This is a genomic window from Gelidibacter gilvus (assembly GCF_004115975.1).
Classification (GTDB): Bacteria; Bacteroidota; Bacteroidia; order Flavobacteriales; family Flavobacteriaceae; genus Gelidibacter; species Gelidibacter gilvus.
The window spans coordinates 120,785-134,040 of sequence record NZ_SDDZ01000004.1 but is presented as its reverse complement, the minus strand read 5'-3'; the positions used below and the strand labels follow the sequence as shown (position 1 = coordinate 134,040).

The 13,256-nt window shown below is 35.9% G+C and carries 12 protein-coding genes; 5 read left to right on the top strand and 7 right to left on the bottom strand.

The genetic code is table 11. From position 1 onward, the window contains the following. Position 1: 1 nt before the first annotated feature. Genes cls through ESZ48_RS09040 form a run of 3 tightly spaced genes read right to left on the bottom strand, consistent with a single transcriptional unit; the run spans position 2 to position 3,099 of the window. Positions 2-1,459, bottom strand: coding sequence for a cardiolipin synthase (gene cls, locus ESZ48_RS09050; protein WP_129017053.1), 1,458 nt, complete (start codon positions 1,457-1,459; stop codon positions 2-4). Then, the gene (locus ESZ48_RS09045) at positions 1,459-2,388 is read right to left on the bottom strand and encodes a lytic transglycosylase domain-containing protein (RefSeq protein WP_129017051.1); all 930 of its coding nucleotides are present in this window, start codon (positions 2,386-2,388) and stop codon (positions 1,459-1,461) included. The genes cls and ESZ48_RS09045 overlap by 1 nt, the downstream gene beginning before the upstream one ends. Positions 2,389-2,430: 42 nt before the next feature. Next, positions 2,431-3,099 carry an alpha/beta fold hydrolase gene (locus ESZ48_RS09040; protein ID WP_129017049.1) on the bottom strand — a complete coding sequence of 223 codons (669 nt, stop codon included), beginning with the start codon at positions 3,097-3,099 and terminating at the stop codon, positions 2,431-2,433. A gap of 206 nt (positions 3,100-3,305) precedes the next feature. Between ESZ48_RS09040 and ESZ48_RS09035 the strand changes: the two genes are divergently transcribed. Next, on the top strand, positions 3,306-3,602 hold the full coding sequence (locus tag ESZ48_RS09035) for an N-acetyltransferase (protein WP_129017047.1): 297 nt from the start codon (positions 3,306-3,308) through the stop codon (positions 3,600-3,602). Between the two features lie 35 nt (positions 3,603-3,637). Here the strand turns inward: ESZ48_RS09035 and ESZ48_RS09030 are convergent, their stop codons facing one another. From ESZ48_RS09030 to ESZ48_RS09015, 4 genes are all read right to left on the bottom strand, one after another. Continuing rightward, entirely contained in the window at positions 3,638-4,147 is a 510-nt protein-coding gene (locus ESZ48_RS09030) for a hypothetical protein (RefSeq protein WP_129017045.1), read from the bottom strand. Between the two features lie 122 nt (positions 4,148-4,269). Continuing rightward, positions 4,270-5,595, bottom strand: a complete 1,326-nt coding sequence (gene mtaB, locus ESZ48_RS09025; RefSeq protein WP_129017044.1) for a tRNA (N(6)-L-threonylcarbamoyladenosine(37)-C(2))-methylthiotransferase MtaB — start codon at positions 5,593-5,595, stop codon at positions 4,270-4,272. A gap of 286 nt (positions 5,596-5,881) precedes the next feature. Beyond that, positions 5,882-7,057 carry a GlmU family protein gene (locus tag ESZ48_RS09020; RefSeq protein WP_129017042.1) on the bottom strand — a complete coding sequence of 392 codons (1,176 nt, stop codon included), beginning with the start codon at positions 7,055-7,057 and terminating at the stop codon, positions 5,882-5,884. A gap of 200 nt (positions 7,058-7,257) precedes the next feature. After that, entirely contained in the window at positions 7,258-7,509 is a 252-nt protein-coding gene (locus tag ESZ48_RS09015) for a type B 50S ribosomal protein L31 (protein ID WP_129017040.1), read from the bottom strand. A 249-nt stretch (positions 7,510-7,758) separates the two neighbouring features. Between ESZ48_RS09015 and ESZ48_RS09010 the strand changes: the two genes are divergently transcribed. From ESZ48_RS09010 to ESZ48_RS08995, 4 genes are all read left to right on the top strand, one after another. After that, positions 7,759-8,274, top strand: coding sequence for a DUF4199 domain-containing protein (locus ESZ48_RS09010; protein WP_190246226.1), 516 nt, complete (start codon positions 7,759-7,761; stop codon positions 8,272-8,274). Positions 8,275-8,330: 56 nt separating this feature from the next. Then, positions 8,331-9,278, top strand: coding sequence for a glycosyltransferase family 2 protein (locus ESZ48_RS09005; protein WP_129017037.1), 948 nt, complete (start codon positions 8,331-8,333; stop codon positions 9,276-9,278). Positions 9,279-9,358: 80 nt separating this feature from the next. Further along, entirely contained in the window at positions 9,359-11,086 is a 1,728-nt protein-coding gene (locus ESZ48_RS09000) for a phospho-sugar mutase (RefSeq protein WP_190246225.1), read from the top strand. Beyond that, positions 11,087-12,913 carry an ABC transporter ATP-binding protein gene (locus tag ESZ48_RS08995; protein ID WP_129017036.1) on the top strand — a complete coding sequence of 609 codons (1,827 nt, stop codon included), beginning with the start codon at positions 11,087-11,089 and terminating at the stop codon, positions 12,911-12,913. Positions 12,914-13,256: the final 343 nt, after the last annotated feature.

Below are 13,256 nucleotides of genomic sequence, written 5' to 3'. Positions count from 1 at the left end.
ACTAAAGTAATGGAGCCCACAATCGGCAATAGGATTCTTTTAATTTTTCAATCTTTGGTCTTTTTAACCATCTGTCTTTATCAATGGCTTCACTTTCATTTAAATCTTCGAAGAAATGTGATTTCAGCTCCAGACTTTTTTCTTTGTTGTAAATAATCGCATTGATTTCAAAATTAATATTGAAGCTTCTATAGTCCATGTTGGTGGTTCCCACCGTGGAGAACACATCATCTATCACGATGGTTTTGGCGTGGATAAACCCTTTGCAATATCTGTAAATTTTAATATCGGCCTCTAACAAACATTCTATATAAGAGTTTGTAGCGTGTTTTGCGGTCCAAGAATCTGAATCTTTAGGTATCAGCAACCTTACATCAACGCCACTCTTTGAGGCCACTTGCAAAGCGGTAATAATTTGTTCATTTGGAATAAAATAAGGCGTTGTTAAATACACGTATTTTTCAGCGGTAACAATGGCTGTAAAAATCACCTCCATGATGTTGGCCCAATCCGTATCTGGCCCACTAGCGGCAATTTGCATGGCCACATATTCGTTACAGTTTTCCTTTGGAAAAAAACTTTCTTCTATTTCAATCTCTTTCTTTGAAACAAACTCCCAGGTCATCAAGAAATGGATTTGCAAAGACTTTACAGATTCTCCGATAATCCTTAAATGTGTATCTCTCCAGAATTTATCAGAGTCGTCATAATTAACATAAGTATCAGAAACATTAATCCCCCCTATATATCCAATCTGGCCGTCAATAATTACAATTTTACGGTGGTTTCTATAATTCATTTTTCCCGTAAAGCCTGGAAAAAGAACCGGCATAAAAGAGTGCCATTCCACGCCACTCTCCACCATTCTTTTCTTGTTTTTCCGCGATACACTACTTCCTACATCATCAATACTCAACCTTACCTTAACACCTTCATTTGCTTTAGCACAAAGAATATCAATGACCTCCAACCCTATTTTATCATCACGTAAAATATAATATTCCATGTGAATGTGTTGTTTGGCTTTTCTTAAATCGGCAAGAAGTAATTCGAACTTATTTTCGCCGTTTTTAATGATTTTCACCTCATTATTGGTGGTTAATGGTGCATTTTCATTACTATGAAGAAGTTTAACCAATTTGATTTTATCATCTAAAAGGTCTTCTTTCAATTCCTTTATTTCCTCTTTGTCAGGTTTAAGACGTTTGCTGACGTCAGTAATTATTTTTTGATTGAGAATATTTTTTCTGTTGAATATTTTATTTTTTCGATATTCTTGTCCAAAAAGATAATAGACGATAAGGCCAAAAAATGGAAAAAAAACCAAAATGATAATATATGATATCGTTTTGGTTGGATTTATGTTTTTGGTCAGCACGACAAATGCTGTTAAAATAACTAAGAGATAATTTATAGCAATTAGGATGACCCAAATGTTATTGGAGATGGTGGCCAACATTAGTTATTGGAATAATGTCCTTTTTCAGGAATTTCTATGACGTACTCTTTTTTAGTTTTATTGTTCAAACGGGTTTCTCTCAACCAAGGATTATGAATTTTAAGAACTTTATAATTAATACCATATTCTTGAGCAAAGGCCGTAAAATCAGGTATTTCTTTATCTACTACAACATTGAAAGTTGGAATGTTGCCATAGAGGTCATTCTCCTCAAAATTGAAACCATAGACTTTAGGATTGGTCATAATTTCTTTTAAAGCCACAATTCTAAACATATAACGTCCTGTTTCTTCTCCCAACAATAAATCATAATAATCGTTTACATTCTGTTCTTTTAGGCGTCTTGATATCCCTGCGTTTCCGGCATTATAAGCCGCAGCGGCCAAAGTCCATGATCCTAAACTCCTTTTTGATTGCAGTAAATACTTACATGCTACTTCTGTAGATTTTTCTAAGTGGTAACGTTCATCAACGTTATCATTGATTTCTAGGCCATTTTCCTTGCCAGTTGCTGGCATAATTTGCCAAATGCCTCTTGCACCTGCTGGTGACACCGCATTGGTCAATCCGCTTTCGATCACTGCCAAATACTTGAAATCATCAGGAATACCATGCTTTTTCAAGATAGGTTCAATTACAGGAAAATACTTTTGAGCTCGTTTGAACATCAAAAGTGCGTTAGATTGCCAATAGGTATTCACTAAAAGTTCTCGATCCATGCGTTCATACACATCCGGAATTGACAAAGGCAACGGTTCATCCGCAAAATTAAGTTCATCGGGTATTTTTAAAGCATAAATATTATAACCATTGTCCAATTTTTGCTCTGGCTTCATATCTTTATCTACAGGCGACTGGACAGCAAATATGAACAGTCCTGAAATGCTCACAAGTCCCACAATAGCTAATAAATTCTTAATCATTTTCATTTTGCAATTTTTTTATAAATGTAAAAAATAATTCAACACTATTCACTTGGCTCCCATTATTAATTCCGGAAGATGTTTATTAAACCACTTGTATTTTGTAACGACCATAATATGCGTGCCGCCCTTTACAATAATGCAGTCGTCACCAAAGGATTGTGTAAAAATGGCATCCTTGTCTCCATGTATATAAATAGCATCATCAATCGGTTTTTCTTGGTTCCAAAGTAACATCTCCTTTATGGCCCAATCCAAATACCGCTTGTCATTTACTGCCAGATAGGTTTTGTAAAGATCTATACGTTTGGAAACAGTTTCATTGAAGGCGTACTTTTTGAGAACGTCCAAATTGGATAGCAATTGTGTTGGGACATATTTATAAGCCCTAATAAATTTTGCAATCTTCATCCGTTTAGGAAGTTCATGGCGTGATTTGACACTGCTTACCACAATCAACTTCCTAACCTTCATGAATTTACTCATTTCCTGAACTAGGATGCCGCCAAAAGAAACTCCTAAAAGTACTGGATTTTCATGGTCGATCTTAAGAATCATGCGTTTGGCATAAGCTTCCAAAGTTTCATTATCTTCGGGAATCATCCACTCCAACCAATAAATTTTAAATTGATCTTCAGGCAACCTTATCCGACTAAATATGGTTGGTTTCGCCGCCATTCCTGGCATTAGATAAACGGGGATAATATTTTTCTCCATTTGAAATTTTAAAACTACGTACAAATTTGAACCTCGACCAATGAAAAACACCTCTTTTAAATCTCACGTAAGGATTTACTTCTGAAGTATTTAACAGTTACGAAATCGATTGCTAAGGTTATTTTTCGTAAATTTGTGTCGCAAAGCTATATAAAATTGTAGTGAACGCACCTCCCAGCCCAAAAAATAAAATTAAATATATTATTATGACTGATGCATTAGAGTTAGTTGACAATGATTTCTTACGTCAATTCGAGCTTAAAATTGAAGATGATTTGGCAAAAATTGAATACTCCTTACAAGACCGGAAAATTTTTCTAACTAAAATGTGCATTCCTGAGAGCATTACTTCTGAGGAATTTGAAACCGATTTTTTGACCTTGGTCTTTGAAAATATTTCAGAACGCAATATTAGTGTTGTACCGACGAGTCCGGAGATAGCTAAATTTGTACGGAGAAACAGAAAGTACCAAAAAATGCTTCCAGTAGGAATCAGAATTTAAAATTAAAAATCCGAAGTTAAGCTTCGGTTTTTTTTTTACCCTTTCTTTGTGTAAACCAACGTCAGATCCTTACTTTCAATCACTTCAGTTAGTGCTTCATTGTAAATCTTAATGGCCTCCTTGTAAACAACGGTTAGTCGATTATTCGATACAATCCCTATTGTACCATTAAATTGAACTTCTCCATTAGTCTCTTGGGAATAATCAGTGGCAAAACCAATAACACCTTCAGCACAAACCTCTTCAACGATATACACATCAGAAGAACCATCTTTTAATCGAATGGTAATTTTAGGGCTGAACGAATCTTCAGAGATTACGATGCCATCTTTATCAAAACTTAAGGTTTCATTTACTGTGCAGGAAGTTTGATCTAAAAGATTTGTAGTAACGTGTTTGCTAGCTTTTAAATCGATAGGAATACCGACGGTCCATGTGGTCAATTGCCACCCACCAATTACAGGGTTTTTAACGTCATCCTTTGAAATACTCACAAGTATAACAAAACTGACAGTAAGGAAAAGTAGGCGTAATGAAGTTTTCATTTTAAATTATTAGATATGGGATCAACATCAAATTTATCGATAAGTGTTGATTATCTAAAAAAAACAGGTTAAATAGCGAAAAAGACGGATAAACACCACATTATCAATTCAAAAAAGAAAATTTAGTGAGAAAGAACAGGCACAAATTCAAATCTTACAATACCATCAGCATCAATTTTAGTGAGTTCTACTTGATGTAGTGTGTTCACAAGTTCTGGATTCCAAGGAAATTTTACTTTGACATAGTTTTCTGTAAACCCATGAATATAACCTTCTTTATTTTCACCTTCAAACAAAACGGTTCTAGTGCTTCCCAATTGACTTTCGTAAAATGCGCGACGTTTTTTTACCGATAATCCCCTTAACATCTTACTGCGTTTCGCTCTCACATTTTTGGAAACCACACCGTCCATGATAGCGGCTTCGGTATTATCACGTTCCGAATAAGTAAACACGTGTAAATAAGATATATCAAGACCATTGAGGAAATTATAGGTTTCCAAAAAGAGTTCATCTGTTTCTCCAGGAAATCCGACGATAACGTCAACGCCAATACACGCATGCGGCATGACATCTTTTATTTTTGAAACACGATCTACGTAGAGCTCCTTCATGTAGCGACGTTTCATCTTTTTTAGAATCTCGTTACTGCCACTTTGCAAAGGAATATGGAAATGCGGGACAAAAGCTCTCGATTTAGCAACCAAATCGATGGTTTCATTCTTGAGCAAGTTGGGTTCGATAGATGAGATTCGCAAGCGCTCAATGCCTTCTACCTTATCCAATTCTTTTACCAAATCCAAAAAGGTATGTTCATGTTTCTTATTGCCGAATTCGCCTTTCCCATAATCGCCAATATTCACACCTGTCAATACAATTTCCTTGATATTCTGGCTGGCAATCTCCTTGGCGTTCTCAATGACACTTTCCATAGTATCACTTCGCGAAATACCGCGGGCCAAGGGAATGGTACAATAGGTACATTTATAATCGCAACCATCTTGAACCTTTAAAAAAGCACGTGTTCTATCGCCAATGGAATAGCTTCCCACGTAAAAATCGGCTTCCTCAATCTCACAGGAATGCACCTCGCCCATGTCGTTTTTAGAAAGATCATTTAAATAATCGGTGATTTTAAACTTCTCTGTAGCCCCAAGCACCAAATCCACACCGTTGACATCTGCCAACTCCTGAGGTTTTAACTGGGCATAACATCCCACTGCAGCCACAAAAGCATTAGGATTGACCTTCTGCGCTTGTTTTACAATAGATTTAAAACGTTTATCGGCATTTTCTGTTACAGAACATGTATTGATCACATAAATATCAGCCACCTCATTAAATTCCACACGATCAAAACCTTCATCTACAAAAGTTCTTGCAATGGTAGAGGTTTCTGAAAAATTCAGTTTGCAGCCTAAGGTATAAAATGCTACTTTTTTTCTCATAATACAGGATTCATTTCCTAAAAACAGAAGCTTCTTCTAAAGAAAGAATCGCTGTTTCTAAACGCAAAATACAAATTTAACTAGTTTTTGTATTTTGAAGCGCAAAGTTACGCAATTGTTTGAAAGTAATACAAATATCACATAAGTCCTAAGAGGAATTTGCAAAGTGAAAAACCAACGGTTTGGATTGGTTAAAAGAGATATCAATAAACGTCAAGTTTACCAAAAATAAGACTCTAAGAATATAGAATGACAGCAAATATATTAGGACTAAAGTAGTTTAAGTTTAATCCCTCCTAAATTTTCGTGTCGCCTCGAAGATATGGTTCATAATAGCTTTGTCAATTTCGCAAAACTCTATTTCGCGTCTGGACATCACCACTTTGGCGACATCAAATGCTTTATTGGTTTGAAAAGTTGTGAATCCGGAAGCGCCTCCCCAACTAAAGCTAGGTATAAAGTTACGCGGATACCCACTTCCAAAGACATTTGCACTCACGCCAATCACTGTTCCTGTATTGAACATGGTATTAATACCACATTTACTGTGATCACCCATCATAAGTCCACAAAACTGGAGACCTGTTCTTCCGAAACTTTCGGTGGTATAATCCCAAATTTTAACCTCAGCATAATTATTTTTAAGATTGGAATTATTGGTATCTGCACCTAAATTACACCATTCGCCAATAACAGAATTGCCCAAAAAACCATCGTGACCTTTGTTGGAATGAGCAAAAAGAACAGAGTTGTTAACCTCTCCTCCTATCTTAGAGTAAGGACCAACTGTGGTAGGGCCGTAAACCTTAGTTCCCATTTTAACAATTGAATGCTCACAGAGCGCAAAGGGACCTCTAACCATGGCGCCTTCCATAAGTTCCGAATCTTTGCCAATATAAATTGGTCCCTTAGCGGCATTAAGGGTGACAAATTCCATAATAACACCTTCCTCAATAAAAACATTGTGTGGCGCTATGACATTATTGGTTGCGGAAATTGGTTGTGATTCCCTCCCATTCGTTACCAATTCAAAATCTTCTTGAATGGCTTCACCGTTTTTTAAGAAAATATCCCAAACATGTTCTACCTTAATAACTTCGCTATCATATTCTATAGCTTCAAAATCATTAAAATCAATATCTTCCTGAGCGTCTTTGGTAAAAAAGGCGATAACATCTTCATCCTTAAAAATAGCCTGATTTTCTTTCAGGTTCCTCACCAATTCCACCAACTCATTATTTGGTAGATAAGATGCATTAATCATGACATTCTCGTCCATTTCTACCATTGGAAACTTATCTGAAAGGTAATCTTCCGTAACGGTTGTTGTGGTAGATTCTAAATGCATTTCCCATTTTTCCCTAATGGTCAAAATACCTATTCTGAGATCGGCAACCGGTCTTGTAAAGGTAAAAGGCAAAAGATTATCTCTAAAAGGACCGTCAAAAAGGATGTAGTTCATTTATTATAATTAGAAGTTGGTTAGCAGTCAAAATAATTATCGGAACCGAAAAAAGTTCAACCTAAGAGAAAAATTAGATCTCCGCGATCGTGCAACTATTTCGATTTCGAAAAATTTCAAGGCTCAAAAGTAAGGTATTTATGGAAAACAAAAAAGCCTTCAGAAAATATCTGAAGGCTTTTACTATTTTGGACACTAAACTATTTTGTGAATTTAGCGTATTTGCTTCTAAATTTATCAATACGACCAGCAGTATCTACCAATTTGGATTTACCAGTGTAGAACGGATGAGATGTTCTTGAAATCTCCATCTTTACAAGTGGATACTCAACACCATCAACGTCAATAGTTTCATTTGTATCAGCTGTAGATTTTGTTAAAAACACGTCTTCATTTGACATATCCTTAAATGCTACAAGTCTATAATTTCCTGGATGTATATCTTTTTTCATCTCTAAATACTTTAATATCGTTCAATTTTTGAAAGTGCAAATTTAAGTAATTTTTACAAATGCGCAATAGATTTGATGTATATTTTTACTTTTTGCATTTAAATCATTTACATCTCACAATTTACAAAACAAAATTGCCATTTTCAAATAACAAGATTCACACCTTTACTGAAAATCTTTTGTAACGTTTTTCTATATTTGCTTACTAACTAATATATAAACTAATTAAACCAATTTATTATGGATATCATGGAAACACAAAAACTTTCTCCTGGGAAGTTTGCAATTAATTACGGCGTGATCTTAGGCCTTGTCATGGTGGTTATTTCAGTCTTCACCTATGTCACTGGATTAGCTTTAGAAGGTGCTCAATGGCCTACAGCCATCTATTATCTTATCTTTCCAATTGCTATTTTTTATGCTATTTATCAATATAAAAAGAGAAATGCGAATCTTTTGAGCCTAAGCGATGCACTTAAAGTAGGTGTGTTAATTGGAGTGATTAGCGCGATTGTTTTCGTGATCTATTCTTTAATTTTTAATTATATCATAGACCCTAATTTCATTAATGAAATGATTGCAGTTGCTAAAGATAAGATGATTGAAGATAATCCGGACATGACCCAAGAGATGGTCGATCAAGGTATGAAGTTTGTTGAGATGTTCGCAAACCCTGGACTGATGGGAGCATTTTGGGTTGCCATGAGCGCACTTTTTGGACTTATATATTCGCTGATAGGTGGTTTGGTAATGAAAAAAGAATAAGATTGTTTTGAACTAATTTTGTTACTTTTGAATGCTTAAAACTTGAAATCTCTTAAATGAACATATCAGTAGTTATACCACTACTCAACGAACAGGAATCGTTAACTGAATTATATGATTGGATTGCAAAAGTTATGCAGTCCAATCATTTTTCTTATGAAATCATCTTTATTGATGATGGCAGTACCGACGGTTCATGGAAGGTCATTAAACAATTGTCAGAAAAAGACACTAATGTTAAGGGCATTCGTTTTACGAGGAATTTTGGGAAATCGCAAGCGCTTCACGCCGGATTCGAAAAAGCACAAGGTGATGTGGTCATCACGATGGATGCCGATTTGCAGGATAGTCCAGAAGAAATTCCAGAACTTTATCATATGATTGTCAAAGAACAATACGATATGGTTTCAGGATGGAAGAAAAAACGGTATGATTCTGTAGTTTCTAAAAACTTGCCTTCAAAACTCTTTAATTGGGCGGCTCGCAGCACTTCCGGAGTGAAATTAAACGATTTTAACTGCGGCCTCAAAGCTTACGATCTTAACGTCGTTAAAAACATTGATGTACATGGTGAAATGCACCGTTACATACCCGTTTTGGCAAAAAATGCAGGATTTTCAAATATCGGTGAAAAAGTAGTCCGCCATCAAGCACGAAAATACGGCAGCACTAAATTCGGAATGAACCGGTTTATTCATGGTTTTCTCGATTTGCTGACCATTTGGTTTATCTCGCGTTTTGCAAGACGGCCGATGCACCTTTTTGGTGCTTTGGGTGCGATTATGTTGATCATCGGACTTGGTTTTACGCTTTATCTTGGTATTGATAAACTCTTTTTAAATACTGCCGGACGCTTGATTACCGATCGTCCACAATTCTATATCGCACTATCAACGATGATTATTGGTACTCAGTTTTTCATTGCGGGCTTTTTGGGCGAAATTATTTTACGCAACAGAGATGACAGAAAACGCTATCTTGTTCATGATGAATTGAATTTCTAATCCATTAAATTAATAGTCTTTAATCAATTAACATTTGTTGAATTGCCTATTTTTGTAATACTAACTTTAATCACACCGTCATGATCCACATTGAACCGAAAATTTTAGAACGTATCAACACTTGGTTGACACCAACTTTTGATAAAGAAACCCAAGACGAAATCAAGAACAGTATCGCTTTTCATCCTAAAGAAATCCAAGAAGGGTTTTATAAGGATCTAGAATTTGGCACTGGTGGCATGCGTGGCATTATGGGCGTTGGCACCAATCGAATCAATAAATATACGCTTGGAAGAAACACACAAGGCCTAAGCAATTACTTGCATGAGCAATTTCCAAATGAAACGCCCAAAGTAGTTATTGCTTATGATTGTCGCCATAACAGTAAAACCTTGGCAAAAGTTGTCGCTGATGTGTTTTCGGCAAACGACATACAAGTTTATTTGTTTGAGGATTTGCGCACCACTCCCGAATTATCTTTTTCAGTAAGACATCTTGGCTGCCATTGTGGGATTGTTTTAACAGCTTCACATAACCCTCCAGAATACAACGGATTTAAAGTATATTGGCAAGATGGCGGACAATTGGTACCACCTCAGGATGCAGCCATAGTTGACGAAATTAACAGTTTGGATTATTCTGAAATTAATTTTAAAGCCAAAGAGAAATTCATAAAAATTATTGGCAAAGAGGTGGATGATGCCTTTATCGACGCGTCGGTAAAAAACGGAAACTTCACAACTCAAGAAGCAAAAGACAATATCACTGTTGTCTTTACATCGCTTCATGGGACTTCTATTGTTACAATTCCTGAAACGCTTAAACGTGCTGGATATAAAAACGTCCATATTGTTAAAGAACAGGCAGTTCCAGATGGCGATTTCCCAACGGTAAAATCTCCAAACCCTGAAGAACCGGAAGCTTTAAAAATGGCATTGGAACTCGCAGAAAAAGTCAATGCAGATATTGTTATTGGAACAGATCCTGACTGCGACCGTTTAGGGGTTGCGGTTAGAGACTTGGAAGGCAAGTTAATCCTGCTCAATGGCAATCAAGCCATGTTGGTCATGACCGATTTCCTATTAAAGCAATGGAAGAAACAAGGCAAGCTTGATGGCAACGAGTTTGTAGGATCTACAATTGTTTCCACGCCAATGGTGGAAGTTTTGACAAAATCATACGGTGTTGAATATAAAGAAGGCTTAACCGGTTTTAAATGGATTGCTAAAATGATCAAGGACTTTCCTGAACTCGACTTTATTGGCGGCGGTGAAGAAAGCTTTGGTTATATGGTGGGCGATTTTGTCCGTGATAAAGACGCGGTCACCTCTACCCTATTAGCTTACGAAATAGAAGCACAAGCTAAGGCTGATGGCAGCTCGTTTTATAAAAAATTATTGCAATTGTACGTCACTCACGGACTTTATAAAGAACATTTAGTATCTATCACTAAAAAAGGTATGGAAGGCGCCCAAGAAATCAAACAAATGATGAAGGACGCCAGAGAAAACCCGCTAAAGGAAATCAATGGTTTTAAAGTGACTAAAATTGAGGATTATCAACTTTCAAAAGCGAAAAACTTCATCACCAATAAAGATGAAATCATCGATATCCCAAAATCAAATGTCATTATTTATTATACCGAAGATGGCAGCAAAATAGCATTAAGACCAAGTGGCACTGAACCAAAAATTAAGTTTTATATGAGCGTTAATGCACCTTTATCTTCTGTAGAAGACTATGCATCTGTCGATGGCCAATTACAGAAAAAAATTGATGCGATGCTAAAAGACATGAATCTCAGTTAAATGGAGAATTTAAAAAAGTTTTATCGGTTTATTATTCCGTATAAAAAATATGCCTATCTCAACATTTTTTTCAACATCCTTTATGCACTTTTTAGCACACTTTCCTTTGTTGCCTTAATTCCTGTATTAAAGGTTATTTTCAGTGAAAAACGTGAGGTTTTCGCAGAACCTTCCTACGAGGGACTGTTGAATATTAAAGGATATATGGAAGATTACCTTAACTTTTTTATAGTAGATAAAATTGAGAAGTATGGTGATTTCAAAGTGCTCATGCTTATGGTCTCTGTGATCATTAGTATGTTCTTACTGAAAAACGTCTTTAATTATCTCGCCATGTATTATATTACATTTTTGAGAAATGGCGTTTTAAAAGACATCAGGAATGTGCTCTTTGATAAAATAGTCACCTTACCGCTTGCATTTTATTCCGAAAAATCTAAAGGTGATACGATCTCTCGTGTCAGCGCCGATGTAGATGAAGTTAAAAATTCGTTTTTAGCAGTTTTGGAAATGATTGTCAGAGAACCTTTGACCATCTTATTTTCTTTGGTAGTAATGCTCATGATGAGCGCCAAATTGACCTTATTTGTTTTTGTTTTTTTACCAATATCTGGCGTTGTTATCTCAAAAATTGGGAAATCACTAAAAAAAGGGTCTTTAAAAGTCCAACAGGAACAAGGCATTTTTCTATCCATTCTTGAAGAAACAATGACTGGCTTGCGGATTATCAAAGCCTTTGATGTGGAGAAAGTATTCGCCAAAAAATTTGAGGATTCAAATGAACGCTACTATCATTATTCCAATAGCTTACTGAATCGTCAAAACTTGGCGTCTCCAATGAGCGAGTTTCTAGGAATCATTGTGATTGGAATTCTCTTGGTATTTGGGGGCTATCTGGTGTTTATAGACCAATCAATGGATCCTACGTTTTTTATTGGTTATATTCTTCTAGCCTATAATATCCTTACCCCTGCAAAGGCTATTGCCAAAGCAAGTTATGGCGTTAAAAAGGGTGATGGTGCTGCAAATAGGATTCTTGAGTTTTTAGAAACGGAGAATACCATTAAGGAAATTGAGAATCCAGTAGTGAAAAATGAATTTGAATCTAACATCACTATTGATAATATTTCCTTTAAATACGAAGACCAATTAGTGCTCAAAAACTTCAATCTTAACGTGCCTAAAGGAAAAACTGTCGCGCTAGTAGGTCAATCTGGAAGCGGAAAAAGTACCATTGCCAATCTGATTACAAGATTTTATGATGTTAATGAAGGCAACATTTCTATTGATGGTGTAGATATTAAAGATCTTTCCATATCATCGTTACGAGGCATGCTTGGTGTTGTATCTCAAGATTCTATTTTATTTAATGACACCATCAGCAACAATATTAAAATTGGCAAGCAAAACGCTACCGATGAAGAAGTCATGGATGCCTTAAAAATAGCCAACGCTTGGGAATTTGTTAAAGATCTTCCTAACGGTATTCACTCCAATATCGGCGATTCTGGAAATAAATTATCCGGAGGTCAAAAGCAACGTCTAAGCATTGCAAGAGCAGTTCTAAAAAATCCTCCAATTATGATCCTGGACGAGGCTACTTCAGCTTTAGACACCGAAAGTGAACGTTTGGTACAATCTGCCCTGGAGAATATGATGCGTAACAGGACTTCCATTGTCATAGCGCATAGATTATCAACCATTCAAAATGCCGATGAAATTGTGGTCATGCAAAAAGGAGAAATTGTTGAACAAGGCAAACACAATGAACTTATGACAAAAAATGGCGTTTACAAAATGTTGGTGGATATGCAGAGTTTTGAGTAAATGATGATAAGATTAAATCCGAGATTAGTTCAACTAGCTGTTTTAAAATCTCACTTCGTTAATAAATTCAATTTTGTTCTGAAAGTCAGATGAAGCTAGAATGAAAGATCCCGCTAAAAAGCGGGAATAGTTCAACTAGCTGCTTTACAATCTCACTTCGTTAATAAATTCAATTATGTTCTGAAAGATCAGATTAAGCTAGAGTGAAAGATCCCGCTAAAAAGCGGGATTAATTCAACTAGCTGTTTTAAAATATTATTTCGTTACTAAATTCAATTATGTTCTGAAAGTCAGATTATGCTAGAATGCAAGATCCCGCTAAAAAGCGGGATTAATTCAACTA

Coding starts and splice junctions, on each gene's coding strand:
- cls (WP_129017053.1), bottom strand. CDS start 1,459: ATGTTGGCCACCATCTCCAATAACATTTGGGTCATCCTAATTGCTATA.
- ESZ48_RS09045 (WP_129017051.1), bottom strand. CDS start 2,388: ATGAAAATGATTAAGAATTTATTAGCTATTGTGGGACTTGTGAGCATT.
- ESZ48_RS09040 (WP_129017049.1), bottom strand. CDS start 3,099: ATGGAGAAAAATATTATCCCCGTTTATCTAATGCCAGGAATGGCGGCG.
- ESZ48_RS09035 (WP_129017047.1), top strand. CDS start 3,306: ATGACTGATGCATTAGAGTTAGTTGACAATGATTTCTTACGTCAATTC.
- ESZ48_RS09030 (WP_129017045.1), bottom strand. CDS start 4,147: ATGAAAACTTCATTACGCCTACTTTTCCTTACTGTCAGTTTTGTTATA.
- mtaB (WP_129017044.1), bottom strand. CDS start 5,595: ATGAGAAAAAAAGTAGCATTTTATACCTTAGGCTGCAAACTGAATTTT.
- ESZ48_RS09020 (WP_129017042.1), bottom strand. CDS start 7,057: ATGAACTACATCCTTTTTGACGGTCCTTTTAGAGATAATCTTTTGCCT.
- ESZ48_RS09015 (WP_129017040.1), bottom strand. CDS start 7,509: ATGAAAAAAGATATACATCCAGGAAATTATAGACTTGTAGCATTTAAG.
- ESZ48_RS09010 (WP_190246226.1), top strand. CDS start 7,759: ATGGAAACACAAAAACTTTCTCCTGGGAAGTTTGCAATTAATTACGGC.
- ESZ48_RS09005 (WP_129017037.1), top strand. CDS start 8,331: ATGAACATATCAGTAGTTATACCACTACTCAACGAACAGGAATCGTTA.
- ESZ48_RS09000 (WP_190246225.1), top strand. CDS start 9,359: ATGATCCACATTGAACCGAAAATTTTAGAACGTATCAACACTTGGTTG.
- ESZ48_RS08995 (WP_129017036.1), top strand. CDS start 11,087: ATGGAGAATTTAAAAAAGTTTTATCGGTTTATTATTCCGTATAAAAAA.